Origin of the sequence: Frigoribacterium sp. PhB160 (genome assembly GCF_003751785.1) — a bacterium.
Classification (GTDB): domain Bacteria; phylum Actinomycetota; class Actinomycetes; order Actinomycetales; family Microbacteriaceae; genus Frigoribacterium.
In genome coordinates this window covers 1,412,106-1,438,046 of sequence record NZ_RKIE01000001.1, presented here as the reverse complement: position 1 = coordinate 1,438,046, position 25,941 = coordinate 1,412,106, and the positions used below count along the sequence as shown (strand labels likewise).

Annotated in this window: 23 protein-coding genes, 1 tRNA gene and 1 other RNA gene; 8 read left to right on the top strand and 17 right to left on the bottom strand. The window is 74.5% G+C overall.

Going from position 1 to position 25,941, the window contains the following annotated elements; genetic code table 11:
* Window positions 1–12: 12 nt before the first annotated feature.
* Window positions 13–456 carry an RDD family protein gene (locus EDF38_RS06830; RefSeq protein ID WP_123354558.1) on the bottom strand — a complete coding sequence of 148 codons (444 nt, stop codon included), beginning with the start codon at window positions 454–456 and terminating at the stop codon, window positions 13–15.
* Between the two features lie 142 nt (window positions 457–598).
* On the opposite strand from EDF38_RS06830, the gene glnA reads away from it, so the two are divergent.
* On the top strand, window positions 599–2,023 hold the full coding sequence (gene glnA / locus EDF38_RS06825) for a type I glutamate--ammonia ligase (protein WP_123354557.1): 1,425 nt from the start codon (window positions 599–601) through the stop codon (window positions 2,021–2,023).
* Between the two features lie 75 nt (window positions 2,024–2,098).
* Here the strand turns inward: glnA and EDF38_RS06820 are convergent, their stop codons facing one another.
* The 3 genes from EDF38_RS06820 to EDF38_RS06810 form a co-directional block, all read right to left on the bottom strand.
* Window positions 2,099–5,044: a bifunctional [glutamine synthetase] adenylyltransferase/[glutamine synthetase]-adenylyl-L-tyrosine phosphorylase gene (locus EDF38_RS06820; protein WP_123354556.1), complete on the bottom strand. Its 2,946-nt coding sequence runs from the start codon at window positions 5,042–5,044 to the stop codon at window positions 2,099–2,101.
* Window positions 5,045–5,055: 11 nt separating this feature from the next.
* Window positions 5,056–6,393: a glutamine synthetase family protein gene (locus EDF38_RS06815; RefSeq protein ID WP_123354555.1), complete on the bottom strand. Its 1,338-nt coding sequence runs from the start codon at window positions 6,391–6,393 to the stop codon at window positions 5,056–5,058.
* A 165-nt stretch (window positions 6,394–6,558) separates the two neighbouring features.
* A complete protein-coding gene (locus EDF38_RS06810) occupies window positions 6,559–6,732 on the bottom strand; it encodes an SPOR domain-containing protein (protein ID WP_158613327.1) in 174 nt (57 codons plus the stop codon).
* Between the two features lie 38 nt (window positions 6,733–6,770).
* Between EDF38_RS06810 and map the strand changes: the two genes are divergently transcribed.
* Window positions 6,771–7,634, top strand: a complete 864-nt coding sequence (gene map, locus EDF38_RS06805) for a type I methionyl aminopeptidase (RefSeq protein WP_123354553.1) — start codon at window positions 6,771–6,773, stop codon at window positions 7,632–7,634.
* 70 nt (window positions 7,635–7,704) lie between these two features.
* Window positions 7,705–8,466 carry a polyphosphate--glucose phosphotransferase gene (ppgK, locus tag EDF38_RS06800; protein WP_123354552.1) on the top strand — a complete coding sequence of 254 codons (762 nt, stop codon included), beginning with the start codon at window positions 7,705–7,707 and terminating at the stop codon, window positions 8,464–8,466.
* 108 nt (window positions 8,467–8,574) lie between these two features.
* Here the strand turns inward: ppgK and rnpB are convergent.
* From rnpB to EDF38_RS06765, 7 genes are all read right to left on the bottom strand, one after another.
* An RNA gene (gene rnpB, locus EDF38_RS06795) (RNase P RNA component class A) lies at window positions 8,575–8,958 on the bottom strand.
* A 56-nt stretch (window positions 8,959–9,014) separates the two neighbouring features.
* The gene (locus EDF38_RS06790) at window positions 9,015–9,755 is read right to left on the bottom strand and encodes a zinc ribbon domain-containing protein (RefSeq protein WP_233572285.1); all 741 of its coding nucleotides are present in this window, start codon (window positions 9,753–9,755) and stop codon (window positions 9,015–9,017) included.
* 85 nt (window positions 9,756–9,840) lie between these two features.
* Window positions 9,841–10,656 (bottom strand): Nif3-like dinuclear metal center hexameric protein, encoded by an 816-nt coding sequence (locus tag EDF38_RS06785; RefSeq protein ID WP_123354551.1) that lies wholly within the window; start codon window positions 10,654–10,656, stop codon window positions 9,841–9,843.
* 9 nt (window positions 10,657–10,665) lie between these two features.
* Window positions 10,666–12,036, bottom strand: a complete 1,371-nt coding sequence (locus EDF38_RS06780) for a hypothetical protein (protein WP_123354550.1) — start codon at window positions 12,034–12,036, stop codon at window positions 10,666–10,668.
* An 80-nt stretch (window positions 12,037–12,116) separates the two neighbouring features.
* Window positions 12,117–13,463 carry a glycosyltransferase family 2 protein gene (locus EDF38_RS06775; protein ID WP_123355073.1) on the bottom strand — a complete coding sequence of 449 codons (1,347 nt, stop codon included), beginning with the start codon at window positions 13,461–13,463 and terminating at the stop codon, window positions 12,117–12,119.
* On the bottom strand, window positions 13,460–14,467 hold the full coding sequence (locus EDF38_RS06770) for a hypothetical protein (RefSeq protein WP_123354549.1): 1,008 nt from the start codon (window positions 14,465–14,467) through the stop codon (window positions 13,460–13,462). Before EDF38_RS06770 ends, EDF38_RS06775 begins: the two co-directional genes overlap by 4 nt.
* Complete coding sequence (locus EDF38_RS06765) at window positions 14,464–15,396, bottom strand: WcbI family polysaccharide biosynthesis putative acetyltransferase (RefSeq protein WP_158613326.1); 933 nt, start codon at window positions 15,394–15,396, stop codon at window positions 14,464–14,466. The genes EDF38_RS06770 and EDF38_RS06765 overlap by 4 nt, the downstream gene beginning before the upstream one ends.
* A 179-nt stretch (window positions 15,397–15,575) precedes the next feature.
* Between EDF38_RS06765 and EDF38_RS06760 the strand changes: the two genes are divergently transcribed.
* Genes EDF38_RS06760 through EDF38_RS06745 form a run of 4 tightly spaced genes read left to right on the top strand, consistent with a single transcriptional unit; the run spans window position 15,576 to window position 19,901 of the window.
* A complete protein-coding gene (locus EDF38_RS06760; RefSeq protein ID WP_123354548.1) occupies window positions 15,576–16,838 on the top strand; it encodes a hypothetical protein in 1,263 nt (420 codons plus the stop codon).
* Window positions 16,835–17,971, top strand: coding sequence for a glycosyltransferase (locus EDF38_RS06755; RefSeq protein WP_123354547.1), 1,137 nt, complete (start codon window positions 16,835–16,837; stop codon window positions 17,969–17,971). The genes EDF38_RS06760 and EDF38_RS06755 overlap by 4 nt, the downstream gene beginning before the upstream one ends.
* On the top strand, window positions 17,968–19,026 hold the full coding sequence (locus tag EDF38_RS06750) for a glycosyltransferase (RefSeq protein ID WP_233572284.1): 1,059 nt from the start codon (window positions 17,968–17,970) through the stop codon (window positions 19,024–19,026). The genes EDF38_RS06755 and EDF38_RS06750 overlap by 4 nt, the downstream gene beginning before the upstream one ends.
* The gene (locus EDF38_RS06745; RefSeq protein WP_233572283.1) at window positions 19,014–19,901 is read left to right on the top strand and encodes a glycosyltransferase family 2 protein; all 888 of its coding nucleotides are present in this window, start codon (window positions 19,014–19,016) and stop codon (window positions 19,899–19,901) included. The genes EDF38_RS06750 and EDF38_RS06745 overlap by 13 nt, the downstream gene beginning before the upstream one ends.
* 6 nt (window positions 19,902–19,907) lie before the next feature.
* On the opposite strand, the gene EDF38_RS06740 is transcribed toward EDF38_RS06745, so the two are convergent.
* From EDF38_RS06740 to EDF38_RS06725, 4 genes are all read right to left on the bottom strand, one after another.
* Window positions 19,908–20,723 carry an SDR family oxidoreductase gene (locus EDF38_RS06740; RefSeq protein WP_123354545.1) on the bottom strand — a complete coding sequence of 272 codons (816 nt, stop codon included), beginning with the start codon at window positions 20,721–20,723 and terminating at the stop codon, window positions 19,908–19,910.
* A gap of 147 nt (window positions 20,724–20,870) precedes the next feature.
* The gene (locus EDF38_RS06735; RefSeq protein ID WP_123354544.1) at window positions 20,871–21,356 is read right to left on the bottom strand and encodes a DUF4126 family protein; all 486 of its coding nucleotides are present in this window, start codon (window positions 21,354–21,356) and stop codon (window positions 20,871–20,873) included.
* Window positions 21,357–21,458: 102 nt separating this feature from the next.
* The gene (locus tag EDF38_RS06730) at window positions 21,459–22,475 is read right to left on the bottom strand and encodes an aldo/keto reductase (RefSeq protein ID WP_123354543.1); all 1,017 of its coding nucleotides are present in this window, start codon (window positions 22,473–22,475) and stop codon (window positions 21,459–21,461) included.
* Between the two features lie 138 nt (window positions 22,476–22,613).
* A complete protein-coding gene (locus tag EDF38_RS06725; RefSeq protein WP_123354542.1) occupies window positions 22,614–24,200 on the bottom strand; it encodes a Na+/H+ antiporter in 1,587 nt (528 codons plus the stop codon).
* Between the two features lie 149 nt (window positions 24,201–24,349).
* Between EDF38_RS06725 and EDF38_RS06720 the strand changes: the two genes are divergently transcribed.
* Window positions 24,350–25,237, top strand: a complete 888-nt coding sequence (locus EDF38_RS06720) for a helix-turn-helix transcriptional regulator (RefSeq protein WP_123354541.1) — start codon at window positions 24,350–24,352, stop codon at window positions 25,235–25,237.
* A 40-nt stretch (window positions 25,238–25,277) separates the two neighbouring features.
* On the opposite strand, the gene EDF38_RS06715 is transcribed toward EDF38_RS06720, so the two are convergent.
* Window positions 25,278–25,350, bottom strand: a tRNA-Val gene (locus EDF38_RS06715).
* A gap of 77 nt (window positions 25,351–25,427) precedes the next feature.
* Window positions 25,428–25,901 (bottom strand): peroxiredoxin, encoded by a 474-nt coding sequence (locus EDF38_RS06710; RefSeq protein ID WP_123354540.1) that lies wholly within the window; start codon window positions 25,899–25,901, stop codon window positions 25,428–25,430.
* Between the last annotated feature and the right edge of the window lie 40 nt (window positions 25,902–25,941).

Sequence of the window (25,941 nt, the reverse complement as noted above, 5' to 3'; positions counted from 1 at the left end):
CCGCCCCGGCGGTCAGACGCGGACGAGGACCGTCCCGGCGACCCGGTCGTGGAGGCCCCGCTGGTCGAGGTCCCAGACGACGGCAGGGATGACGAGCGCGACGAGGAGGGTGCGGACGGCCGGGCGCCAGGCGCCCAGCTGGCCACCGCGCATCGGGACGACGCGCATGCCGAGGGCCAGGTGGCCGAGCGAGCCCCCGGTCGTCACGAGGAAGCCGATCTGCACGAGGACGAACGTGACCGTCATCGCGAGGCCCGACCCGTCGAAGAAGGCGTAGCCGACCGCGTAGGCGACCGCCCAGTCGATGAGGAGGGCGCCGACGCGGCGCCCGAGGCGGGCGACGGACCGGGGACCGGCCTGGGGCAGGCCGAGGCGCTGACCGGGCCAGTCCTGCCTGCCGTCGCCCGCGCCTCCCTGTCCGTCGTCGGCGGGAGGGGTACGGCGCTGGTCGGGCATGGGGTCGAGCCTACCGACCGAGCCGAGCCGTAACATGCCGGAAACATCAGGGACACCGCTGCGAAACTCCTTCCCCCTAGCGTCGAGGACGGCTGCTCCCCCGCATCCGATCCGTTCCGAGCCCCATTGGAGAGACATCTAGATGTTCACTGATTCTTCCGAGGTGCTGAAGTTCATCAAGGACACCGACGTCAAGTTCCTCGACATCCGGTTCACCGACCTCCCCGGCGTCCAGCAGCACTTCAACATCCCCGCCTCCACGGTCGACGAGGAGTTCTTCTCCGTCGGGCAGCTCTTCGACGGGTCCTCCATCCGCGGCTTCGCCTCGATCCACGAGTCGGACATGCAGCTGATCCCCGACGTCACCACCGGCTACGTCGACCCGTTCCGCGCCGAGCGCACGCTCATCCTCGTCTTCGACATCTTCAACCCGCGCAACGGCGAGCTCTACAGCCGTGACCCGCGCCAGGTGGCCAAGAAGGCCGAGAAGTACCTCGCGTCGACCGGCATCGCCGACACCGCGTTCTTCGCCCCCGAGGCCGAGTTCTACATCTTCGACGACGTCCGCTACGAGGTGAAGCAGAACGCGAGCTTCTACAGCGTCGACTCCGAGGAGGGCGCGTGGAACACCGGCCGCGCCGAGGAGGGCGGCAACCTCGCCAACAAGACGGCGTACAAGGGCGGCTACTTCCCCGTCAGCCCCGTCGACAAGACGGCCGACCTCCGCGACGACATCAGCCTGAAGCTGATCGACTCGGGCCTCGAGCTCGAGCGTGCGCACCACGAGGTGGGCACCGGCGGCCAGCAGGAGATCAACTACAAGTTCGACACGATGGTCCACGCCGCGGACGACATCCTGAAGTTCAAGTACATCGTCAAGAACACCGCCGAGCAGTGGGGCAAGGTCGCGACCTTCATGCCCAAGCCGCTCTTCGGCGACAACGGCTCGGGCATGCACACCCACCAGTCGCTGTGGAGCGACGGCAAGCCGCTCTTCTACGACGAGAACGGCTACGGCGGCCTCTCCGACCTCGCGCGCTGGTACATCGGGGGGCTGCTGAAGCACGCCCCGGCCGTGCTCGCCTTCACGAACCCGTCGATCAACTCGTACCACCGCCTGATCCCCGGCTTCGAGGCCCCCGTCAACCTGGTCTACTCGGCCGGCAACCGCTCGGCGGCCATCCGCATCCCGATCACCGGCACGAACCCGAGGGCCAAGCGCATCGAGTTCCGCGTCCCCGACGCCGCATCGAACCCGTACCTCGCCTTCGCGGCGCAGCTGATGGCGGGCCTCGACGGCATCCAGAACCGCATCGAGCCGCACGAGCCGGTCGACAAGGACCTCTACGAGCTGCCCCCCGAGGAAGCCAAGAACATCCCCCAGGTCCCCGCGTCGCTCGAGGCGGCCCTGGCCGCCCTCGAGGCCGACCACGAGTTCCTCACGAAGGGCAACGTCTTCACCGAGGACCTCATCGAGACCTGGATCGCCTACAAGCGCGACAAGGAGATCCTGCCCATGGCGCAGCGTCCCCACCCGTTCGAGTTCGAGATGTACTTCGGCGTCTGACCTCGTCGGCGACACGGCGCTCAGGCCCGTCCCTCCTCGGAGGGGCGGGCCTGACGTCATGTCGGGAGGCGCGCGTCAGGTCGTCGGGGACGGCACGTCGTCGATGCCGTAGAAGCGCCGGTCGAACACCGCGCGGCACCGCCGCGTGACCGCGAGGTAGTCCTCCTCGAGCCGGCTCGCCGACCCGGGCGGGTACTCCATGAGCCGTGCCATGCCCTCGAGCTGGCGACGGTCGGTGGGGAGGACGTCGGAGGTGCGGGCGGTCCAGAGGACGCCGGCCGACCGCGCCCGGGAGGCCATGCGCCAGGCGTCGTGCAGCTTCTCGCCCTCGTCGGGCACGACGAGGCCGTGCGCGACGGCCGCCGCGAGGGCGTCGAGCGTGGACGTCGTGCGCAGGTCGGGCACGGCGTGCGCGTGCTGGAGCTGGAGCAGCTGCACGAACCACTCGACGTCGCTGAGGGAGCCGCGCCCCAGCTTGAGGTGGCGCGACGGCTCGGCCCCCTTCGGCAGGCGCTCGGACTCGACGCGGGCCTTGATGCGCTTCACCTCGCGCACCTCCTGCTCGGAGAGGCTCTCGGGGTACCGGACCGTGTCCGCCAGCGCCGTGAAGTCGCGCTGCAGCGCCTCGTCGCCCGCCACCGCCCGGGCCCTCAGCAGCGACTGGGCCTCCCAGGTCAACGACCATCGGTCGTAGTAGGCCCGGTACGAGGTCAGCGACCGCACCACCGGCCCGTTCGCCCCCTCGGGACGCAGGCCGGCGTCGAGGTCGAGCGGCACGAGCGCGTCGCTCGTCAGCCGAGACAGCTCTCCCACGACGGTGACGGCGCGTCGGTGGGCCGTCTCGTCGCCCTCCGTCGCCCGGTACACGTAGAGCACGTCGGCGTCGGAGCCGAAGCCGAGCTCGCCGCCGCCGTAGCGGCCCATCGCGACGACGGCGAACTCCAGCTCGCCGGCGTCGCGGCGAGCGAGCTGCAGCGCGCCCGTGACGGCGGCGGTCGTGACGTCGGAGAGCCCCTGGGCGAGCTCGTCGATGCTCGTCAGGCCGAGGATGCCGCCGATGGCGAGCCGGAGCACCTCGCGACGACGGGCCGCGCGCAGGACGGCGGCCGCGGCGTCGGGGGCGTCGTGCCGGGCGAGCGTCGCCCGCGTCTCGTCGAGCAGCGCCCCGAGCGACCGCGGGCGGAGGTCGTCGTCGTTCTCGAGCCAGACAGCCGCCTCCGGCGTGCGGTCGAGCAGGTCGGCCACGAACCGCGACGACGAGAGGACGGTCGTCAGACGGTGGGCCGCGCCCGAGGAGTCGCGCAGCATTCGGAGGAACCAGTACGACTCGCCCAGTCCGTCGCTCAGCCGCCGGAATGCCAGCAGACCGAGGTCGGGATCGGTGCCGTCGGCGAACCACTGCAGCATGGCCGGGACGAGGTGGCGCTGGATGCTGGCCCGGCGCGACACGCCGGCCGTCAACGCGGCGATGTGGCCGAGCGCGCCGCGGGGATCGGCGAACCCGATGGCCGCGAGCCGCGCCGCGGCCTGGTCGCCGCTGAGCGCGAGCTCCTCCTCGGGCCGGGCCGCGACCGCGGACAGGAGCGGGCGGTAGAACAGCCGCTCGTGCAGGGTGCGGACCCGACGCTTGACCTGGCGCCACGCCTCCACGAGGGCCGGTCCGGAGCTCGCGAGTCCCGTGCCGCGGGCGAGCACGCGGAGGGCGTTCTCGTCCGTCGGCATGAGGTGCGTGCGCCGCAGCCGCGTGAGCTGGATGCGGTGCTCGAGCAGCCGCAGAACGCGGTAGTCGCGGTCGAACTCGGCGGCCTCGGCCCGGCCGACGTAACCGAGCCTGGCGAGGGCGGCCAGCGCCTCCAGCGTGGACCGGGCCCGGACGCCGTCGTCGGCCTGTCCGTGCACCAGCTGGAGCAGCTGGATCGTGAACTCGACGTCGCGGAGGCCGCCCGGTCCGAGCTTCAGCTGGTGGTCGACCTCGTCGGCGGGGATCAGGTCGGTGACCCGCTCGCGCATGCGCTGGACCGACTCGACGAACGACTCGCCCGAGGCGGCCGACCAGACGAACGGCGCCACGCGCTCGACGTAGCGGGCGCCGAGCTCGGCGTCGCCCGCGAGCGGACGGGCCTTGAGCAGCGCCTGGAACTCCCACCCCTTCGCCCACCGCTCGTAGTAGGCCACGTGCGAGTCGAGGGTGCGGACGAGCGCCCCCGCGGCTCCCTCGGGACGGAGGGCGGCGTCGACCTCCCACAGCTCGGGCTCGAGGGCGAGGTCGGACACGACGCGCACCGTGTGGACGGCGAGGCGCGTCGCGATCTCGACCGCCCGATGCGACTCGAGGCCGTCACCGCCCTCGGCGACGTAGACGACGTCGACGTCGCTGAGGTAGTTGAGCTCGCGGGCCCCGGTCTTGCCCATGCCGATGACGGCGAAGCGGGTGCGGGCCACGTCCTCGGCCGGGAACGGCACCTCACGGCGGGCCACGTCGACGGCGGCCTCGAGCGCGGCGGCGGCGAGGTCGGCCAGTGCCGCCGCCACCGTGGGGAGCGCCGCGACCGGGTCGTCGTGCTCGAGGTCCCACGAGGCGAGCCGCAGGAGGTGCCGCCGGTAGGCGACCCGGACGGCGACGCGCGCCTCATCGCCCGTGAGCCCGACGACGGAGGCGACGAGGTCGTCGCGGTACTCGGCGGCCCCGGGAGGCGCGACGAGGGGATCGAGGAGGGTCGCCGACTCGGCCGGTCGCCTCTCGAGGAACTCCCCCAGGCCCGTGGAGGCGCCCAGCACGCGGACCAGCCTCTCGCCGGCGCCCGCGGCGACGAGCCGGGCGACGACGTCGGCGTCGCGGTCGACGAGGCGCTCGAGCCACGCGAGCGCCTGGTCGGGGTCGGCCGCCCGCGCGAAGCTCGGCACGAGGCCCTCGAGCGTCGGCAGGGTCGTCGACAGGCGCCCGAGGCGGTCGCGTGCCTCGCCCAGCCCCGCGAAGCCGAGGCGCGCCAGGTCGGAGAGTGCGGTGGCGGAGCGCGGCATGGAGGTGCGGGCTAGAGGATCTCGAGGTTCGAGCGGAGCTCGAACGGCGTCACCTGCGCCCGGTAGGCACGCCACTCTTGACGCTTGTTGAGCAGGACGTAGTTGAAGACCTGCTCGCCGAGCGTCTCGGCGACGAGCTCGCTGTCCTCCATGATCGAGAGGGCGTGGTCGAGGCTCGCGGGCAGCTGTCGGTAGCCGAGCGCCCGGCGCTCGGCGTCGCTGAGCCCCCAGACGTTGTCCTCCGCCTCGGCGGGGAGCTCGTAGCCCTCCTCGATGCCCTTGAGACCGGCGGCGAGCATCAGCGAGAACGCGAGGTAGGGGTTCGCGGCCGAGTCGATGGCCCGGTACTCGACGCGGCTCGAGTTGCCCTTGTTGGGCTTGTACAGCGGGACGCGCACGAGAGCGGACCGGTTGTTGTGGCCCCAGGTCGCGAAGCTCGGGGCCTCGTCGCCGCCCCAGAGGCGCTTGTAGCTGTTCACGAACTGGTTCGTCACGGCCGTGATCTCGGGGGCGTGGCGCAGCAGGCCCGCGATGAACTGGCGGCCGATCTTCGACAGCTGGTACTGGGCGCCGGCCTCGTAGAAGGCGTTGGCGTCGCCCTCGAAGAGCGACATGTGGGTGTGCATGCCCGACCCGGGGTGCTGGCTGAAGGGCTTCGGCATGAACGTCGCGTAGACGCCCTGCTCGATGGCCACCTCTTTGATGACCGTGCGGAAGGTCATGATGTTGTCGGCCGTCGTCAGCGCGTCGGCGTAGCGGAGGTCGATCTCGTTCTGGCCGGGGCCCGCCTCGTGGTGGCTGAACTCGACCGAGATGCCGAGGTCTTCGAGCATGCGGACGGACCGGCGGCGGAAGTCGTGTGCCGTGCCGCCCGGGACGTTGTCGAAGTACCCGGCGGAGTCGACCGGCACGGGGCCATCGGGCCCGTGCTGGGCGCTCTTCAGGAGGTAGAACTCGACCTCGGGGTGCGTGTAGAACGTGAAGCCCCGGTCGCCGGCGCGGGCCAGGGTGCGCTTGAGCACGTTGCGGGGGTCGGCCACGGCAGGCTGGCCGTCGGGCGTCGTGATGTCGCAGAACATGCGAGCGGTCGGGTCGATCTCGCCCCGCCACGGCAGGATCTGGAACGTCGTCGGGTCGGGCTGGGCCAGCACGTCGGCCTCGAACGAGCGCGTGAGGCCCTCGATCGCCGACCCGTCGAACCCGATGCCCTCCGCGAACGCCCCCTCGACCTCGGCCGGCGCGATGGCGACCGACTTCAGGGTGCCGATGACGTCGGTGAACCAGAGGCGGATGAACTTGATGCCGCGCTCTTCGATCGTCCGGAGGACGAAGTCCCTCTGCTTGTCCATGAACGGCCCTTCTGCTCTCGGTCAAGGCTAGTCGAGAAGACCGCCGGCCCGACGCACCGGGCGGCCTCGGCGCGGCCCGCCGGGCGCCGGAGGCGCAGCCGTCGGCCGGTGAGTCGTCAGCGGTCGCTCATCGGCGGTCAGTCGTCAGCGCTCAGTCGTCGGCGCTCAGTCGTCGGCGGCGTCCTCGGCGTCCAGGCGCGCGTTGCGCTCCTGGATCGTCTGGATGGCCTTCTCGGCCTCCTGCCGCGTCGCGTAGGGGCCGGCCCGGTCGACCGCCGGGGAGACCTTGCCCTCCTCGACCTCGTGGGTGGTGATGTTGTACCAGTACTCGGGTGCCATGCCTGAACGCTACCGCTGCCTCCCCTAAGCTGGTCGGCATGCCCCGGGACTCCCACGGATCCATGACCCCGGGCCGGATCTCGCCGCAGCGTCCGGTCCCCGCGTCGATCGCCCGACCCGAGTACGTGGGCAAGGCCGGCCCCGCGCCCCACGTCGGCGGCGACGTCTACGACGCCGAGACGGTCGAGCTGATCCGCGCGAGCGGCCGCATCGCGGCCCAGGCGATCGACGCCGCCGAGGCGGCCGTCCGACCGGGCGTCACGACCGACGAGCTCGACGCGCTCGTGCACGACTTCGTGGTCTCGCACGACGCGTACCCGTCCACCCTCGGCTACCGCGGCTTCCCCAAGTCGTCGTGCACCTCCGTCAACGAGGTCATCTGCCACGGCATCCCCGACGACACCGTGCTCGTCGAGGGCGACCTCGTCAACATCGACGTGACGGCGTTCGCGAACGGCGTGCACGGCGACCTCAACCGCACGGTCCTCGTCGGCGAGGCGTCGCAGCAGGCCGTCGACCTGGTCGACCGCACCCGGGAGGCGCTCCGCCGGGGCATCAAGGCCGTCGCCCCGGGCCGCGAGGTGAACGTCATCGGCCGGGCGATCGAGTCGTACGCGGCCCGCTTCGGCTACGGCGTGGTCCGCGACTACACCGGGCACGGCGTCGGCCGCTCGTTCCACTCCGGCCTGGTCATCCCCCACTACGACGCCCCCCGGTACGACGACGTCATGGTGCCGGGCATGGTCTTCACGATCGAGCCGATGCTCACCCTCGGCGGCACCGCGGCCGACGTCTGGGCCGACGACTGGACGGTCACGACGCGCGACAAGTCGCTCACGGCCCAGTTCGAGCACACCCTCGTCGTGACCGAGCGCGGCGCCGACGTGCTCACCCTCAGCTAGGGCCCCGCCCCCCACCGACCAGCGCCCCGGCCCACCGACCGGGAGCGACGACCCCAACGAAGGACTCACCGTGGCACAGAGAGCAGTCGGCATCGACATCGGCGGCACCGGCATCAAGGGGGCGATCGTCGACCTCGAGTCGGGCGAGCTGCTCTCGGACCGCATCAAGAAGGCCACCCCCGAGGGGGGCGAGCCCGACGCCATCGTCGCCGTCGTGAAGCAGATCGTCGACGAGCTCGGCGTCGACGACGACGCGCTGCCGGTCGGCGTCTGCTTCCCGGCCGCGATCATGGACGGCAAGACCCTCTCGGCCGCCAACGTGTCGAAGAAGTGGATCGACTTCGAGGCCGAGGCGCTCTTCGAGCAGACGCTCGGGCGCTCCATCCACTTCGTCAACGACGCCGACGCGGCGGGCTACGCCGAGACGCGCTTCGGCGCCGCCAAGGACGTCCCCGGCCTGGTCGTCATGACGACCCTCGGCACCGGCATCGGCACCGCGCTCATCAACGACGGCGTGCTCATCGTCAACGCCGAGCTCGGCCACCTCGAGATCGGCGGCCGCGACTACGAGACGAAGGCCTCGTTCGCCGCCAAGGAGCGCGACGACCTCAGCTGGAAGCACTGGGCCAAGCGCCTGCAGAAGTACTACTCGCACCTCGAGGCCCTGCTCTACCCGCGCCTCATCATCGTCGGCGGCGGCGTGTCGAAGCACTACGACGAGTTCCTGCCGCTGCTCGACCTCCGCGCGGAGATCGTCCCGGCGAAGCTGCGCAACAACGCGGGCATCATGGGCGCCGCGGCACTGGCGGCCGGGTCGGCCCCGACGGCCTGAGCCCTCGGGCGGACAGGGCCCCGCGCGGCGACGCGGCCACGGGGCGGACGCGACGAGACCCCGGGACCAGGAGGCGCGCCTCCTGGTCTCGGGGTCTCGTGCGTGGGGCGGACGGGCCGGCTGATACGCCGGGTTCTGTCCCGGTGCCGGAGCACCATGGACGGCCATCTATCTCGGGACTGCGTCGCCACAGCCCTCTAGCGGTCTACCCGAAGGCTCAGCGAGCCGCCTCGACGCCTTCTGTCTGACCTTGCTCCAGGCGAGGTTTGCATAGCCGGTCGGTCACCCGAACCGCTGGTGGTCTCTTACACCGCCGTTTCACCCTTACCCCGGCCGCGCCTCGCGGCGACGACCGTGGCGGTCTGCTCTCTGTTGCACTGTCTCGCGGGTCGCCCCGGGTGGGTGTTGCCCACCGCCCTGCTCTGTGGAGCCCGGACGTTCCTCGGCGGCCGGGAGCGAGCCCCCGACCGACGCGACCGTCTTGCCGACCCGTCCGCTCGACCATGGTAGCGGTCGTCGCGACCGCGGGCCGCGCCGAGGGCCGACCGTCAGATGCCGGACTCGTTCGTGCGGACGAGGATCGCGTTGCTGTCGGGGCAGAGGACGACGTCGTAGGCGGAGGCCGACCGGACGGCGGCGAGGTCGCTGCCCGTCAGGGTCACGCCGCTCGCGCTGGAGACGCCGGCCCGGAGGAGCGAGGCACCCGTGCCGTACCGCTCGCGCTGGCGCTCGTAGAGGGCGAGCAGGTCGGCGGGCACCTTCGCGGCGAGGGTGCCCCGGTCGGCCTCGACCTGGCGGCGCTCGACCTCGAGCTCGCCGAGCTTGCCGTCGCGGGTCGCCCGGGCGTCGGCGCGTCGGTGCTCGATGAGGTCGAGCTCGCCCTGCGTGACCTCGGCGACGGCGGCGAGGCCCTCGACGCGCTCCATGACCTCGAGCTGCATGTCCTCGAGGTCGGAGCCGCGCTTCGCGAGGGCGGCCAGCTCGGACTCGAGCGCCTGCACGTCCTTGACCGACGAGGTGCCCGCCAGTCGCTGCTGGTCGCGGGCGACGCGGGCGTCGACGACCTGCACGTCGGACTCGATGCGGCGCAGCTCGGCCTGGGCGTCCTCGAGGGCGCCCTGCTCGGACGCCATGCGGCTGCGGAGGCGCGAGGCGTCGCCGTCGACGGTGGCGAGGACGGCGATCTCGGGCAGGTTCGCGGCGCGGTGGGCCAGTTGCCGGAGCGTCGTGTCGAGCTGCTGGAGGTCGAGCAGCAGGGCCTGGTCGGCGGGGCTGGCTTGCAGGGGCATGCGGGGCCTTCTTCGTGTCGTGGTGGTGCGGTGCCGGGGGCGTGGTGCCGGGCGGATCGGGGCGGGGCGAGGAGGCGCGGGTCGGCTACTGCACGACCGCGAAGTCCCAGGGGTCGGTGCGCAGGTCGCTCAGCGTGACCTCGACGTCGTGCAGCTCACGACGGAGCTGGGCGGCGGCGGTGTCGAGCCAGAGCCACTCGCTGGCCCAGTGGGAGACGTCGAGGAGGGCCGGGCCGCGGCCGAGGAGCATGAGCTCGCGCGCGTCGGAGGCGGGGTGGTGGCGGAGGTCGCTCGTGACGTAGGCGTCGGCCGTCAGGACGTCGGGGTGACCCAGCAGCGAGTCGCCTGCGCCGGCGCAGAGCGCGACGGTCTCGACCACCCGGTCGGCCTCGCCCGCCACGCGGACGCCGGACGCGGTCGGCGGCAGGAGGTCGCCGAGCTGGCGCGCGAGCGCGACCAGGCTCGTCGGCTGCGGGAGGCGGCCCACGACGCCGAGGCCGGTGCCGGGCGCCGCGCCCTGGGTGAGGGCGCGCTGGTCGACGAGGCCGAGCTGGTGCGCGAGCACCCGCGAGGTGCCGGTCTCGACGACGTCGGCGTTCGTGTGCGCCGCGAGGAGCGCGCAGCCGCCGCGCACGAGACGGGCGACGACCGCGCCCTTCGTCGTGTCCTCCGAGACGCGGGTGACGCCGCGGAGCAGGAGCGGGTGGTGCACGAGGAGCAGGTCGGCGTCCATGCCGAGCGCTTCGTCGACGGTGTCGAGGACGGCGTCGACGGCGAGGTGGACGTGGCGGACGACCTGGTCGGGGTCGCCGACCACGAGGCCGGGGGCGTCCCACGACTCGGCGCCCGAGACGGGCCAGAGGCGGTCGACGACGGCGGAGACTTCGGCGAGTGTGGACACCCGACGAGCTTAGTCGCGGGAGGTCGCCCGCACGCTCGTCACGACGACGGTCACGACGACCGCGACGACAGCCGTGAGGACGACGGCGAGGAGGGCGGAGAGGGGCTCGGTGACGCCCGTGGCGCCCACGGCACGGAGGAGCCAGCCCTGCCACGCGAGGGCGGCCAGCGAGGAGGTCAGGACGCTGAGGCCGACGACGGAGGCCACCACGACCGCCGCGACCACGGCGACGGGCCCGCGACGGGCGAGCAGCTCGGCGTCGGCCCCGCGGGCGCGGACGGCCAGCAGGGTGCCGGTGCCGACGAGGCCGGCCGTGAGCGGGACCGCCACGGTCGCGAGGACGCCCGCGACGCCGGAGCCGGGGACGACCGCCGCGAGCACGAGGGCGACGAGGACGACGAGCGACGCCACGGCGGCGCCGACCAGGAGGACGACCGGCCGACGGACGGCGGCCTCGGGGGCCGGGACGCCGACGGCGGTCGGGGAGGCCCCGACGTCGCGGGGGCTCCCGAGGGCCGCCTGCGGGAGGAGCGACGGAGCCGTCAGCTCGTCGCGGTCGGCCTCGGCGTCCGCGTCGACGTCGTCAGCTGCGTCGTCGGCGGCGGCGCGCTGCACCGGGACGTCGGCGGTCGTCACCACGGCGGAGGCGGACTCCGAGCCGGGATCCGTCCCCTGGCCGGCCGAGGGCCCGGCTCCGAGCGCGAGCTGGGGCTCCGCGAGGGACGCGACGGGCGCCTCCCCCGCCTCGAGCGGCGGCGGGAGGACGACGTCGATGACGCCGGTGAAGCGCAGTCGCGTGCGCTCGAGCACCTCGGCGGCCTCGTCGGTGCCGACGCGGGAGATGGCGTCGGCCCAGGTCGCGAACTGCGCGGCCTCGGCGCGGCGGGCCTGGAGCTGGGCCTGGACGACGGCCATCAGGTCGACGGTGGCGGTGTCGTCGAGGCGGCGCTCGACCATGCGGACGAGCACGTCGTCGTCGAGGGTGACCCGCTCGGGCGGCTGGGGCAGCGACGGGTCGACCGGCTGGGCGAAGACGGGCAGGGTGATCGCCGACGTGTCGACGGAGTGGCGGGCGACGCTCGCGGGCCGCGGCTCGGCAGGGTCGGTGGGCACGACGTCGAGGTCGACGTCGGCGCGGTGCGAGGGGACCGACACGGGCCGCGGCGCGCGGGGCTCGAGGAGGTCGGTCGGGGCCTCGGGGCTGAGGGTGGTGGTCACGGGGCGGTGCTCCTGCTCGTCCGTCGGCGGGGCGGGGGCGGCCTCCACGGACGGGATGGGGTGCGGCTCGACGAAGGTCGTCCGGTGACGCGTCGGCGCGTCGGCGTCGCCGTCGGGCAGCACGATCGTGGTGCCCTCGCTCGCCCGCACGCTGTCGGTCATGCCTGGATGGTAGGTCGACGGGGGGCGTCCGCCGTCGAGACTCGCCGGTCCGACCGGCACATTCGGCGTGAGGCTCAGGTTCAGGGTGAGGGTCGGTCCCAGCCGCCGAACCAGGCGGCCAGGGACGGCTCCCCCTCGACGGCCTCGAGCCCCGGGGCGGTACGACGCTCGGTGCGGAAGAGGTCGTCCCGACCCCACCTCCGGCTCCGGAGCGCGGCGCGCCGTGCCGTCACGCGGGCGACCTCGGCGCCGCCGGCGTCGACGAGCACCACCGTGCCGAGGTCGTCCACGCCGACCTGGGCCACGGCGTCGACGAGCGCCGCGCCGTCGCGCACGCGGACGGCCCGCGGCAGGACGACCCGGACGCGCGCGGCCGGCCCGGCCGGGTCCGGCGCCGCCGCCACGACGCGGTCGTCGCCCGCGAGCAGGCGGGCGACCTCGTCGCGGACGACCACGAGGGCGCCGGGGAGGGCCTCGAGGACTCCGTCGACGGCGAGGACGGCCGCGGCCCCCGCCGGCTCCTCCCCCAGCTCGACGACGACGTCGACGGCGCCCGTGCGGAGCGCCCTCGGTCGAGAGCCCTCGACGGGCACGAGGCGAGCGAGGGTCAGCGTCTCGTCGTTCTGCCGTCGCTGACGGGCCTCGTCGTCGCCGTCGCGGCCGGCCCAGTCGGGTCCGTCGTGCCAGGCGACCGCGTCGGGCACGTGGGCGAGGACGGCTCCGGCCGCCCACGCCCGGTGCGCCCACTCCCAGTCCTCTCCCCCGTAGGCGCGGAACGTCTCGTCCCAGCCGCCCACCTCGTCGAGGAGCCACCGGGTGCAGGCCGTGACGGCCCCGATGACGTGCCGGTACGACCGGTCGTCGGCCCGCAGCAGGTCGTCGCTGTCGCGGTAGGCCCGGCTGAGCCAGGCCGGCTCGTCGAGCTCGGCCGCGGGGCCGACGACCTCGACGGGGGCCGTCGCGTCGACCCCGGCGAAGTCGGCGTGGCGGCGACGACCGACCGTGACGACCTCGGGCGACAGGGACGGCAGGCGCACGAGGGCCTCGACGTACCCGGGCTCGGGCGCCGTGTCGGCGTCGAGGAAGCAGAGCAGGTCGCCCGTCGCGGTCCGGGCGCCGAGGTTCCGGGCGGCGGCCAGGCGGAAGCCGCGGTCCTCCTGCCGCACGACGACGACCCCCGGCGGCACCCGGGGCGGCTCGGGCGAGCCGTCGTCGACCACGACGACCTCGAGCAGGTGGGCGGGCCAGGTCTGGCGGGCGAGCGCGGCGAGGGTGCGGTCGAGCTCGGCCTGCTGCCGGTAGTAGGGGACGACGACGGAGACGCGACGTCGCGCCTCCGGGCGGCCGTCGCCCAGCTCGTCCCAGCGGTTGCCGCGCACGGGCACGCCCCACGGCGGGGCCGAGGCGCCCTCGGCGGGGCCGCTCACGACGACGCCTCCACGGCGGCCCACCAGGCGAGGTAGGCCGCGGCGGTGTCGACGAGGCCGGGCCCGACGTCGGTGCCGGCCGCCCACCACGTCGACCCGGGGTCGCGCTGCGCCCGCGCGACGGCGTCGGCCAGCCCGCCCTCGGCGAACAGCGTGAGCGTGCCGGGGCGGAGCTCGGCCATCTCTCGGGAGTACCGGGTGTCGGGGACGAGGGGGCGCCTCCCCGCGGCGACCCAGGTCGCGATCGAGCCCGACGCCGACACGTGGCGGTGGGCGGCCACGGGCACGGCGGCCCGGCGGCTGCGGTCGAGGAGAGCGGCGTCGTCGAGGTAGCCGGTCACCTCGAGGTCGACGCCGCGCCGCGCCGCCTCGGCGACGAGGTCGGCGAGCTCGCCCTCGTGCCCGGCGGAGGCCCGGCCCAGGACCGCCACGCCCAGGTCGACGCCCCGGGGCCGGAGCCCCGCGACGGCGTCCACGAGCTCGGCGTGTCCCTTGCCCGGGTAGAAGAAGCCGATCACGGCGGCCGATCCGTCGTCGGCGGGCCGCGTCGGGTCGGGGTCGACGGGGTCGACGGGCAGGGGCACGACGCCGACGGGGCGGGCGGGGTCGACGCGCACGTGCTCGGTGAGCAGGGCGGCCTCGTGCCGGCTGTTGACGACGACGCCGGTCGACGCGGCCGCCACCCGCCGGTAGCACTCGGCCCGCCGGGGCAGGTTGACGACGCCGTCGGAGGGCTGCGGGAGGTCGTGCAGCGTCACGGTGAGCTCGACGCGGCGGGCGAGCTCCTCCAGCCGGGCAGCGGCGTCCTCGGGCGACCCGGCCCAGAGCCGGTCGGTGAAGTGGAGGTGGGCCCGTGCCGGAGGCGCGTCGCCGGTCAGGGCGCCGGGCCCGACGACCTCGACGTCGCCGTGCCGACGGGCGACGGCGTCCGCCAGCTGGCGCGCGTAGACGGTCACCCCGTGCTGTGCGTCGTCGGTGACGACGAGCGCGGGCGGGCGCGTCACGACAGCCCCAGCAGGGCGAGCGCGTCGGCGTGGCGGGCGGTGCCGGCGGAGACGACCTCGGGGCGCTCCGCGTACCAGGCGAGGTGCGCCTCCTCGACCTCCGCGGCCGGGACGACGCGGCCCTCGACCACCCACTCGTCGACGGGGTCGCCGTCGAGGCCGAACGCCTCGATCACGGCGGCGGCCCGGGGCGCGTGCACGCTCGACAGGAGCTCGCGCCCCGGGTCGACGACGTGCGGGTCGAGCCCGAGGCGGCGGCGGACGCGGGCCGCGAGCTCGGTCCAGACCGGGTTGCCCGGGTGGTTCAGGGTGCGCATCTGGCCGAAGTGCGGGTCGTCGAAGAGGTCGCTGACGACCACGGCGTCGTGCGCCGCCTCGCGACGGCGGAGCTCGCCCCGCGAGAGCTCGCCGACGGCGCGCACGGCGTCCGGCCCGAGGGTCCAGCGGCGGGGCGTCGAGCCCGCCAGGCGGTCCGCCGCCGTCGTCAGCAGGCGCAGGTCGTGGTACTCGACGAGCGGCGGCACGAGCGAGGCGTCGGAGGGCGGACGGACGATCGCGTGCGTGGGGTAGAGGCCCGCGAAGCGGATGACCGGCACGCGCTCGACGCGCGCGCCGTCGCCGAGGCCGGCGGCCAGCTGCGCCGTGCCGAGCGGCAGGCCGTGGTAGTCGTCGCGCACCGGCTGCGAGACGAGCAGGCGCGCCCGCGCGAGCCATCGCCCCAGGTGCGGCAGGTCGGCGGCGACCAGCTCGTGGACCGCGGGCGTGCGGACGGTGCGCAGCCCGCCGCCCTCGAGCGCGATGCGCAGCGACTCGGCCTGGCAGTTGCCGACGACGAGCGCGACGTCGCCCTCCCCCTCCGGCTCGCGCAGCCCGTAGAACTCGCCGTAGTGCCGCGTGCGTCCGTCGACGGCGTCGCTCGTGGTGCTCATCCGATCCTCCCGCCGGGCGGGTCGTGACCACCGCGGCGCCTCGATCATCCCGCGCCGGGATGCGGACGGGTGCAGAGGGGTACAGACCCCCCAGCACGGCAGGGCCTCGGACGGACTAGCTTCGGGTCAGGCCCCACCTGCGGGCCCGCCCCCTCTCGTACGCCGCCCGGTCCCCGACCGTGGCCGGGGCGCTCCTCCCGGCCGGACCCGGCCCCCCGCACCGCACCCTGATCCGAGGAGGCACGACCATCGACCAGAACCGTCCCGCGACCCGACAGCTCCGCGTCGTCAGCGTCCCCTCCGGCCACCCCTACGTCGCCGCCCTGGCCGCGCCCGGCTCGACGACCGGGATCGTGCGCCTGCCCGACCCCGTGCCCGCGGGCGCCACCGACGGCCGATGGTGGCCCCCGGTCGCCGTCGACGGCGGCTGGATCCGCCGCCACGCCGACGAGTTCGACCTCCTCCACCTCCACTTCGGCACCGAGTCGTTCGGCCTCGGCCACCTGAGCGACGTCGTCGACGCCCTCCGCGAGACGGGTCGTCCGCTCGTCTACACGGTCCACGACCTCGAGAACCCGCAGCTCGTCGACCAGGCCCCCCACGCGGCACAGCTCGACCTCCTCGTCCCCGCGGCCGACGAGCTGATCACCCTCACCGCGGGCGCCGCCGCCGAGATCGAGCGCCGCTGGGGCCGGGCGGCCACGGTCGTCGCCCACCCGAACGTGCTGCCCCTCGACGCCGAGGCGCCCGTCGGTCGACCGTCGGGCGCGGTCGTCGTCGGCACGAGCCTCCGCGACCTCCGCCCCAACGTCGACGGCCCCGGCACCGTGGCGGCCCTGCTCGCCGCCGCCGACCGGCTCCGCGCCGAGGGCGTCGAGGTCTCCGTCCGCGTCGACCTCAACGAGGCCGTGCGCGACGAGGAGGCGCGTGTCCGCGTGGCCGCGCTCGTCGCCGCGTGCCCGGGCGCCGAGCTCGTCGTCCACCCGCGCCTCGACGACGCCGAGCTGGCCGCCGCCCTGGCCGACCTCGACGCCGTCGTGCTCCCCTACCGCCACGGCACGCACTCCGGCTGGGCCGAGCTCTGCTGGGACCTCGGCGTCCCCGTCGTCGCCCCGCTCGTCGGCTTCTCGGCCGAGCAGCACCCCGGGTCGACCGCCTCGGTCGACCTCGCCGACACGGCCGCGCTGACCGGGGCGCTCCGCTCGGTGACGGGAGCAGACGCCGCCCGTCCGGGCTCGTCGGCCCGGGGCGACGTCGTCGCCGCTCGCCGCGCCCGGCGTCGCGAGGAGCGCGACGCCGTGGACGGGGTGCACCGCACCGTCTACGACCGGGCCCTCCAGGGGGTCGCGCACCGCGCCTCCCCGGCGGCCGCCGCGCCGTCGACCACCACGCCGCCCGGCGGCTCGTCGACGGGCGCCCAGCTCGCCGGGGCCGTCCGATGAGGGCGACCACGCCGCCGCGTCGCCTGCGCGTGGCCGTCATCGCGCCGCTCCGCTACCCGATCAGCCAGCCCCACGCGGGCGGGCTCGAGTCGTCGGTCTGGAACCAGGTGCGCACGCTGCGGGCCCGGGGCCACCACGTGCTGCTCTGCGCCGTCGCGGGCTCCGACTTCCTCGAGGGCGGGCCGGCCGAGTTCACCCTGCCGCCCGTCGTCTGGGACGACGAGGCCGAGGCGACCGACACGACCTACCCGGCGGGCTACCTCGACCGGGCCCTGCCGGCCCTCGACCGTGCCCTCACCTGGATCGCCGAGCACGCCGACGAGCTCGACGTCGTCGAGAACCACTGCCTGCACGGCCTCCCGCTGTCGCGCGCCGGCGACCTCGGCGTGCCGGTGGTCTCCACCCTCCACACGCCCGCCCTGCCCGACCTGCTCGAGCACCACGCCCGCGGCCCCGAGCCGCGCAGCCGCTTCCTGGCCGTGAGCGAGCACACCGCGCGCGAGTGGTCCGCCGCCGGCATCGAGTCGCTCGTGCTGCCGAACGGCGTCGACACCGACCGGTGGCCCCTCGGCCCGGGCGGGGACGACCTCGTCTGGACCGGGCGGCTCGTGCCCGAGAAGGGCGCCCACCTCGCCGTCCAGGCCGCACGGCGGACGGGCCGCAAGCTCGTGCTCGCCGGGCGCGTCGGCGACGTCGGCTGGTTCCGTCGCGAAGTCGAGCCCTTGCTCGACTCGCAGGTGCGCTGGGTCGGCGAGCTGCCCCAGCAGGAGCTCGCGGCCCTCGTCGGCCGGAGCGCCTGCGCCCTCGTCACGCCCGTCTGGGAGGAGCCCTTCGGGCTCGTCGTCGCGGAGGCCCTGTCGGTCGGGACGCCCGTCGCCGCCTTCGACACCGGCGGCGTCGCCGAGGTCGTCGGGTCGTCGGTGGGCGCCGGCCTCGTGCCGATGGGCGACGCCGCCTCGCTCGGCCGGGTGGCCGAGGCCCTCGCCGTGCGGGCCGCCGAGACGCCGGGCCTGCGGGCGCGCATCCGTCGCGACGCCGTCGAGCGCCTGTCGCTCGACCACCGCTCGTCGGTGCTCGAGCAGCTCTACGCGGCGCTGCCGGCGTCCCCGGTCCGCGACGGCGTCCCGGCGTGACGGTGGGTCGTCGACCGCCGGTCGGCTGGTACGTGCACCACCACGGTGCCGGCCACGTCACGCGGTTCCGCGCCGTCCGGCCGCACCTCGGCGGCGACGTCGTCGTCTTCAGCAGCATGCCGAGGCCGGCCGACCTGCCGGCCCGCACCGAGTGGGTCGTGCTGCCGCGCGACGACGACGCCACCCCGGGCCCCGACGGCCTGGCCTCGCCGGGCGACGCCGACCCCACCGCCGGGGGCCTCCTGCACTGGGCGCCCCTCGGCCACCCCGGCCACACGAGCCGGCTCGCCACCATCGCGTCGTGGATCGGCGAGCACCGGCCCGCCGCGTTCGTCGTCGACGTCTCGGCCGAGGTGACGCTCCTCGTCCGGCTGCTCGGCGTGCCGCCGGTGACCTTCACGCAGCCGGGCGAGCGCGTCGACGGCCCGCACCGCCTCGCCTTCGACGCGGCAGCCCGCGTCGTCGCGCCCTGGCCCGCGGGCGTCCACCGGTCTGCGGCGCTCGACCGCGTCGCCGACCGCGTGCGGCACGTCGGCGGCATCTCCCGCTTCGACGGCCGGGCCGTCCGGGACGCCGCGCGCTCTGGGCCACAGGGCGGGCTCTCCGTCGTCGTGCTCGCGAGCGGGGGCACCGGAGGCGCGGGCAGCGCGGCCGAGGACGTCGCCGCCGCCTCCGCCGCCACCCCCGACGCCCGGTGGACCCTCGTCGGCGCCGGCGGCCACGACTGGGTCGACGACCCGTGGTCGCTGCTCGTCGACGCCGACGTCGTCGTGACCGCCGCCGGCCAGAACAGCGTCGCCGACCTCGCCGCCGTCGGCGCCCGCGCCGTGGTCGTGCCCCAGGACCGCCCCTTCGACGAGCAGCGCGCCACCGGCCGGGCGCTCGCGGAGGCGGGCCTCGCCGTGGTCGCCGACGCCTGGCCCTCCCCTGACGCCTGGCCGGACGTCCTCCGCCGGGCCGCCGCCCTGCGTCCCGACTGGGACCGCTGGCAGGTCGCCGGCGCCGCCGCCCGAGCCGCCGCCGTCGTCGAGGAGGTCGCCTCGTGGCGCCGCTGACCGTCGCGGTGACGCTCTGCTCGACCGCGCGCCTCTCCCACCTGCTGCCGCAGCTCGAGCGCGTCGCCCGGCTCGAGCCTCCCGTGCCCCGGGTGGTCGTCTGGCTGGACGAGGCTCCTGCCCCCGACCTGCCCGCGCTCCGCGACGCGACCGTCGTGCACGTGCCGCCGGGACCGGGCGGCCTGCGGCTGGCGGAGGGGCGGAACCGCGGGGCCGCGGCGGCGCGCTCGCTCGGGGCGCGCCTCCTCGTGTTCCTCGACGCCGACTGCCTGCCGGGCGACGACCTCGTGCGGCGCTACGAGGAGGCGGCGGAGCACCACCCCGGCGCGGTCCTCTGCGGACCGGTGACGTACCTGCCCGAGGGGTGGGAGGCCACCGGGGCGACGCTCGCCGCGTCGACGAGGCCCCACGCCGCACGGCCCGCGCCCGAGCCCGGCACGACCGTCGTCGCGGCGCCGGGCGACCACCGGCTGTTCTGGTCGCTCTCGTTCGCCGTGACGCCGGAGACCTGGGACCGCGTCGGCGGATTCTCGCCGCTGTACGAGGGGTACGGCGGCGAGGACACCGACTTCGCGTTCGCCGCCGAGCGGGCCGACGTGCCGCTCGTGTGGGTGGGCGGGGCCGACGCGTACCACCAGTGGCACCCGACGTCGTCCCCGCCGTGGCAGCACCTCGACGACGTGCTGACCAACGGGGCGGTCTTCGCCGGGCGGTGGGGCACCTGGCCCATGGAGGGCTGGCTCGAGGCGTTCGAGCGGGCCGGGGCGGTCGAGCGGCACGACGGGGGCTGGCGACGGGTCGCCGCCGACGGTGCGGCGGCCGGCGTCCCGACCGGGGCCGCAGCCGCGGAGACCGCAGGGGTCTCCGGGCCCTGAGCGGGCTCAGTACTTCGCGGACTGCCCGCCGTCGATCGGCACGACCGCCGCGTTGACGTATGCCGCGTCGTCCGACAGGAGGAACGCGACGACGGACGCGATCTCGGGCGCCTCGCCGTACCGCTTCGTCGGGTTGCCCTGGATGAACTGCTCGGCGGCGCCGCGCGGGTCGTCGGCGCTGATCTGCTTCATCGACGCCTCGACCATGGGGGTCCAGATGGCGCCGGGCGCGATGGCGTTGATCCGGATGCCGAACTGCCCGTACTCGACGGCCGAGTTGCGGGTCAGGCCGACGACGCCGTGCTTGGCCGCCGCGTAGCCCGACTGGTTGCCGACGCCGCGGATCCCGCCGACGCTGGCCGTGTTGACGACCATGCCGCTGCCCTGCGACCGCATGACGGCGAGCACCTTCTCGAGGCCGAGGAAGACGCCGCGCAGGTTGATCGACACGACCTTGTCGAACTCGTCGGCGGTGAAGTCCTCCGTGAGGTTCTGTCGGCCCTCGATGCCGGCGTTGTTGAAGAAGCCGTCGATGCGGCCGAAGCGCTCGGTCGTGGCGGCGACGTACGCGTCGACGTCGGCCTCCTTCGAGACGTCGGCGACGACGGTGAGCACCTCGGCGCCGGGCGTCGACGAGGTCACGGCCTCGACGCTGTCGGCGAGGCCCTTCTCGCTGACGTCGACGAGGGCGAGCGCCGCGCCCTCGGCGGCGAGGCGGACGGCGGTCGCCCGGCCGAGGCCGGAGCCGCCGCCGGTGATGAGGACGACCTTGCCGGCGAACCGGTCGGCGACGGGGGCGGGCGTGGGGGGGACGGTGGTCATGGGGTCTCCAGACTTCGACGATGAAGGGCTCGGAGCTCGGTGGTGCGGCGAGTCCTGGCGACGCCCGGCGGCGTCGTCGACACCTAGGCTACGCCTGTCGCGCTGCACGCCAAGTGATGTCGAAGCCGAGCGCCTGCGGCGGCCTCGTCAACGACGCAGCAGGGCGATGCTGCCGCCGACCGCGATCGCGTCCTCAGCGAGGGCCACGACCGGGTCGGGCAGCCCGGTGGCCCGGCCGAGGGCGGACCGTCCGGAGGCCCCCGCCCAGCTCCCGAGGAGCGCCCCCACGCCGCCGAGCACCGCCAGCAGCACGCGTCGGTCGCCGCCCTCGCTCGAGGCCAGCGCGAGGCCGACGACGACGCCGGTGCCGACGCGTCCCGCGAGCGGGAACGCGCCGAGCCGGCTCGGGGTCTGCGGCAGCTTGTCGCCGACGAGCTCGCCGGCGGCCGCCAGGACGAGGAGGCGCCTGCCCAGCGGGGCGCGGAAGACCGGCCACCCGCGCCACGAGCCGGCCAGCTCGGGGCGGTCGTGCTGCGCCCCGAGCACGGCCAGCGGCGTCATCGAGCGAGCACCCCCGAGGGCGCCGAGGAGCAGCGCGCGGACGGGCAGGGACGACAGGGGGCGGATCGACATGGCGAGCTCCTCGGGACGGTGACGACGATGTCGTCGACGCTACGGGAAAGCCGCCGGGGCGGCCCGGGACACCGTCCCGAACGTGGCCTCGGCGACCGCGGCTCAGCGCCTCCGTGCCGCGACGGCGAGCTCGGTCGTGCCGTAGCTGTCGTCGTCGGGGTTCAGCGTGACGCCCGGAGCGACGATCTCGTCGATGCGGTCGAGCACGTCGTCGCTCAGGACGACGTCGGCGGCGGGGAGCTGCGACTCGAGCTGCTCCATCGTGCGCGGCCCGATGATCGCCGACGTGACGCCCGGGTGGCGGATCACGAACCCGATCGCCAGCTCGATCATCGTCAGCCCCGCCTCGTCGGCGAGGTCGGTCAGGGCGGCGAGGGCCTCCAGCTTCTGACCGTTCGCCGCCGTCGTCATGTCGAAGCGCGCGCCGGGCCGAGCCGAGGAGGCGGGGGTCGGCACCTTGCCGTCGCGCCACTTCCCCGAGAGCCAGCCGCCCGCAAGGGGACTGTAGGTCAGCGTGCCCATGCCGTACCGCTGGGTCGTGGGGAGCACGTCGGACTCGATGCCGCGGACGAGCATCGAGTACGGCGGCTGCTCGGTGACGAAGCGCTCCAGGTGGCGGTCTCGGGAGACGACCTGCGCCTCCACGACCTCGCTGGCCGCGTACGACGACGACCCGACGTAGAGGACCTTGCCCTGACGGACCAGGTCGGTCAGGGCGCCGAGGGTCTCCTCGACGTCGGTCGTGGGGCTGGGGCGGTGCACCTGGTACAGGTCGATGTGGTCGGTGCCGAGTCGGCGGAGCGACTCCTCGACCTCGCGGACGATCCAGCGGCGCGACCCGCCGGAGCGGTTGGCGCCCTCGCCCATGGGCATGAAGAACTTCGTCGCGAGCACGACGTCGTCGCGTCGGCCCTGGATCGCCTTGCCGACGATCTCCTCCGAGCGGCCCGACGAGTAGACGTCGGCCGTGTCGATGACGTTGATCCCGGCGTCGAGCGCCCGGTTGATGATGCGGACCGAGTCGTCCTCGTCGTCGTTGCCCCAGGGGCCGAACATCATGGTGCCGAGGGCGAGCGGGCTGACCTGCACTCCCGTGCGGCCGAGCAGACGGTGTTCCATGTGGTTCTCCTTCGTGTCGGTCCCCCGACGCTATGCCCGCGCCTCCTGTCCTCACGGGTACTGACGGACCCTGTCAGACCGGCACGCGCCCCGCGTCGACCTCGAGGGCCACGCTCGGGCCGACGAGGCTCTGCTGCGCTAGTCGGACAGCTCGCCCGGGGCGAGCCGCACCTCCTCGGCGTCGAGCCTCGCCTGCACCTGGCGCAGCACCGTGTCGTCGATCCGCCCCTCGTCGCGCAGGCGGACGACGGTGCCGCGCTTGCGGTGCAGCAGCTCGAGCCGCAGCTCGCGGTACTGCTGGTCGCGGCGCACGTCGTCGTCGTCCTCGGCGGAGACGTCGCCGGCCTCGACGACGCGCAGGTGCGCCTCCTGCTCCTCGCGGGCGCGGTCCTCGACCTCCTGGTCCACCTCGAGGTCGCGCGCGACCTCGGCGAGGGCGTCCAGCGCCTCCTCGGCTGCGGTGGTCTCGGCGAGGCGACGCTCCTCGTCGACGCCGGTGTCCTCCGGCAGCGACGCCCAGCGGACGACCGCGGGCAGCAGCAGCCCCTGCACGACCAGGGTGACGACGATGACGCCGGAGGTGACGAAGACGATCATGTCGCGGTCGGGGAAGTCGTTCCCGGTCGTGAGCACGAGGGGCACGCCGAGCGCTGCCGCGAGCGAGACCGCGCCGCGGAACCCGGACAGCCCGCTGAGGATCCGTGCCCGGTCGCTCACCCGCCTCAGGCGCTGCGCGGGCCGCCGGTCGACGGCCCGGATCGTGTACGCCGCAACGAACAGGAACGCGATCCTGACCGCGATCAGCGTGACGCTGATGACCACCACCGACAGGATGCCGGTGGCGACCAGCCGCCCGTCCAGCCCACGGACCGCCGTCTGCAGCTCGAGCCCCACGAGCACGAACAAGGAAGCGTTGAGCAAGAAGGTCGACAGGCTCCAGAACGCGTCGGACTGGCGCCGTGTCGCGGCGCGGTCCCGCCGCGGTGCCGCCTGGCTCAGCGCCAGGCCCGCCATGACGACCGCCAGGACGCCGGACGACTCCACCGACTCGGCGACGAGGTAGGCGACGAACGGGGTCAGGATCGTGATCACCGTCTCCTGCAGCGGGTCGTCCAGGCGTGCCCGGACGCGCTTCACCGCCCAGGCCAGTGCCAGCCCGATGAGCGCGCCTCCCCCGTAGGCGAGCACGACGAGCCAGCTGATCCGCAGCGGCGTCGCCTCGTCCTCGCCCACGACGACCGCCACCGCCAGCCCGTAGATGACGAGCGCCGTGCCGTCGTTCACCAGGCTCTCGGCGCGCAGCGTCGTCACCGTGCGCCGCGGCAGCGACTTCGTGAAGGCGCCGACGGCGGTCGCGTCGGTCGGGGCGACGGCCGCGCCGAGCACCCAGGCGGGCCCCCAGGGCATGCCGAGGAGGTGCGCGACGGTCGCCACGGCGGCCGCCGTCGCCACGACGAGCACCGTGCTGGTCAGCACGATGCCCCGGAGGTTCGCCCTGATCTCGCGCAGCGACGTCGTGAGGCTCTCCCAGAACAGCAGCGCCGGGAGGAAGAGGAACAGCACCACCTCGGGCGGCAGCTGCACCTCGCGCAGTGCGGGCACGAAGCCGAGCAGGATCCCGCTCGCCAGCAGCAGGATCGGCGGGGCGACGTGCAGGCGACTCGCCAGGCCGCTGCAGATGAGCACGGCGGCGCCGAGCACGACGACGATCTCGAGACCGAGCACGATTCTTCCCCACGGACGAGCGGGCCAGGGCGACCCGCGCACCCGACACAACTCGGTTCCCGGGCCGCCTGCCAGGCCCTGACGGTGCCTGTCTGACGGGTACTGCGGGGGCCTCCCTCCCGGGCCCGCTCCCGCCTAGCCTCGGGAGCATGGACGACAAGACCCAGGTGCGCGACTTCCTCGTCAGCCGGCGCGGCCGGCTCACCCCCGAGCAGGCCGGGCTCCCCGCCTTCGGCACCACTCGCCGCGTGACCGGCCTCCGCCGCGAGGAGGTCGCGATGCTCGCCGGTGTCAGCGTCGACTACTACGTCCGGCTCGAGCGCGGCAACCTCTCCGGCGTCTCCGAGAGCGTCCTCGAGGCCCTGTCCCGGGCGCTCCAGCTCGACGAGGCCGAACGAGGGCATCTGTTCGATCTCGCCCGGACCGCGAACGCGTCGCCCGTGACGCGTCGTCGCACGCCGTCGCAGCGGGTGCGTCCCGTCGTGCAGCGCGTGCTCGACTCGGTCGACGCGCCCGCGTGGGTGCGCAACGGTCGAGGGGACTTCCTCGCCGCCAACGTGCTGGGCAGGGCCCTCTACTCCGAGGTCTTCCGCGACCCGGCGCGACCGGCGAACACGGTCCGGTTCACGTTCCTCAGCCCGCGCTCGCGCGAGTTCTTCGTCGACTGGGAGGGCACCGCCGACGCCGCCGTCTCGATCCTCCGTGCCGAGGCGGGGCGGAACCCGCACGACAAGGCGCTCACGGACCTCGTCGGCGAGCTCGCGACCCGCAGCGACGAGTTCCGGGTCCGCTGGGCGGCGCACGACGTCAGCTACCACCGCACCGGCTCCAAGAAGCTCGACCACCCCGTCGTCGGCGAGCTCGAGCTCTCCTACGAGGGCATGGAGCTCACCGCCGACGTCGGGCTCACCCTCTTCGTCTACAGCGTCGAGCCGGCGTCGATCTCGGCCGAGCGCCTCGCGCTGCTGGCCAGCTGGGCGCTCTCGGAGGACGAGGAGGCGCGCCGCACCGCCGCCGAGGTGGTCACGGACGCCTGAGGGAACCCCCGGACCGCGACCAGGCCGACGCCGAGCGGAGTGGGCCCTACCGGGCTCGAACCGATGACATCCACGGTGTAAACGTGGCGCTCTACCAACTGAGCTAAAGGCCCTCGCGCCGGGATGCCCGGGCGGGATGGTGACAGGCTAGCGGGCGGCGGGGCCGACACGCGCCTCCACGTGTCAGGGGTCAGGCGGGGACGGGCACGAGCGCGTCGAGGGCCGCGCGGTAGTCGGCGAGCGAGCGGGCCTGGCCGGGCTCGGTGACGAAGTGCTCGCGGATCACGCCGGCGGCGTCGATGAGGAACGTGGCACGCGTGGCGAAGCCCTTGTGCTCGAGGAAGACGCCGTACTCCTTCGAGACCTCGCCGTGGGGCCAGAAGTCGGCGAGCATCGTGAACTCGTAGCCCTCGCCCTCCGCGAAGGCCCGGAGGGTCGCCTTCGAGTCGACCGAGATGCCGATCAGCTCGACCCGGTGGTCCTGGAACATGCTGAGGTTGTCGCGGAGCGTGCACAGCTCTTTCGTGCAGGTGCTGGAGAAGGCCAGCGGGAAGAAGACGAGCACGACCGGCTTGACGCCTCGGAACTCGGAGAGGCGGACGCGCTCGCCGAACTGGTTGGGCAGGTCGAAGTCGGGTGCCTGGATGTCGTTCTCCAGAGCCATGGGGTCGTTCCTTCCGCGTCGGCCCGGGCGGCCGGCGACA

Excerpts from the sequence above, each read along its gene's own strand:
- EDF38_RS06830 (WP_123354558.1), bottom strand. The coding sequence starts at position 456 with ATGCCCGACCAGCGCCGTACCCCTCCCGCCGACGACGGACAGGGAGGC.
- glnA (WP_123354557.1), top strand. The coding sequence starts at position 599 with ATGTTCACTGATTCTTCCGAGGTGCTGAAGTTCATCAAGGACACCGAC.
- EDF38_RS06820 (WP_123354556.1), bottom strand. The coding sequence starts at position 5,044 with ATGCCGCGCTCCGCCACCGCACTCTCCGACCTGGCGCGCCTCGGCTTC.
- EDF38_RS06815 (WP_123354555.1), bottom strand. The coding sequence starts at position 6,393 with ATGGACAAGCAGAGGGACTTCGTCCTCCGGACGATCGAAGAGCGCGGC.
- EDF38_RS06810 (WP_158613327.1), bottom strand. The coding sequence starts at position 6,732 with ATGGCACCCGAGTACTGGTACAACATCACCACCCACGAGGTCGAGGAG.
- map (WP_123354553.1), top strand. The coding sequence starts at position 6,771 with ATGCCCCGGGACTCCCACGGATCCATGACCCCGGGCCGGATCTCGCCG.
- EDF38_RS06790 (WP_233572285.1), bottom strand. The coding sequence starts at position 9,755 with ATGCCCCTGCAAGCCAGCCCCGCCGACCAGGCCCTGCTGCTCGACCTC.
- EDF38_RS06780 (WP_123354550.1), bottom strand. The coding sequence starts at position 12,036 with ATGACCGACAGCGTGCGGGCGAGCGAGGGCACCACGATCGTGCTGCCC.
- EDF38_RS06765 (WP_158613326.1), bottom strand. The coding sequence starts at position 15,396 with ATGAGCACCACGAGCGACGCCGTCGACGGACGCACGCGGCACTACGGC.
- EDF38_RS06755 (WP_123354547.1), top strand. The coding sequence starts at position 16,835 with ATGAGGGCGACCACGCCGCCGCGTCGCCTGCGCGTGGCCGTCATCGCG.
- EDF38_RS06740 (WP_123354545.1), bottom strand. The coding sequence starts at position 20,723 with ATGACCACCGTCCCCCCCACGCCCGCCCCCGTCGCCGACCGGTTCGCC.
- EDF38_RS06735 (WP_123354544.1), bottom strand. The coding sequence starts at position 21,356 with ATGTCGATCCGCCCCCTGTCGTCCCTGCCCGTCCGCGCGCTGCTCCTC.
- EDF38_RS06730 (WP_123354543.1), bottom strand. The coding sequence starts at position 22,475 with ATGGAACACCGTCTGCTCGGCCGCACGGGAGTGCAGGTCAGCCCGCTC.
- EDF38_RS06720 (WP_123354541.1), top strand. The coding sequence starts at position 24,350 with ATGGACGACAAGACCCAGGTGCGCGACTTCCTCGTCAGCCGGCGCGGC.
- EDF38_RS06710 (WP_123354540.1), bottom strand. The coding sequence starts at position 25,901 with ATGGCTCTGGAGAACGACATCCAGGCACCCGACTTCGACCTGCCCAAC.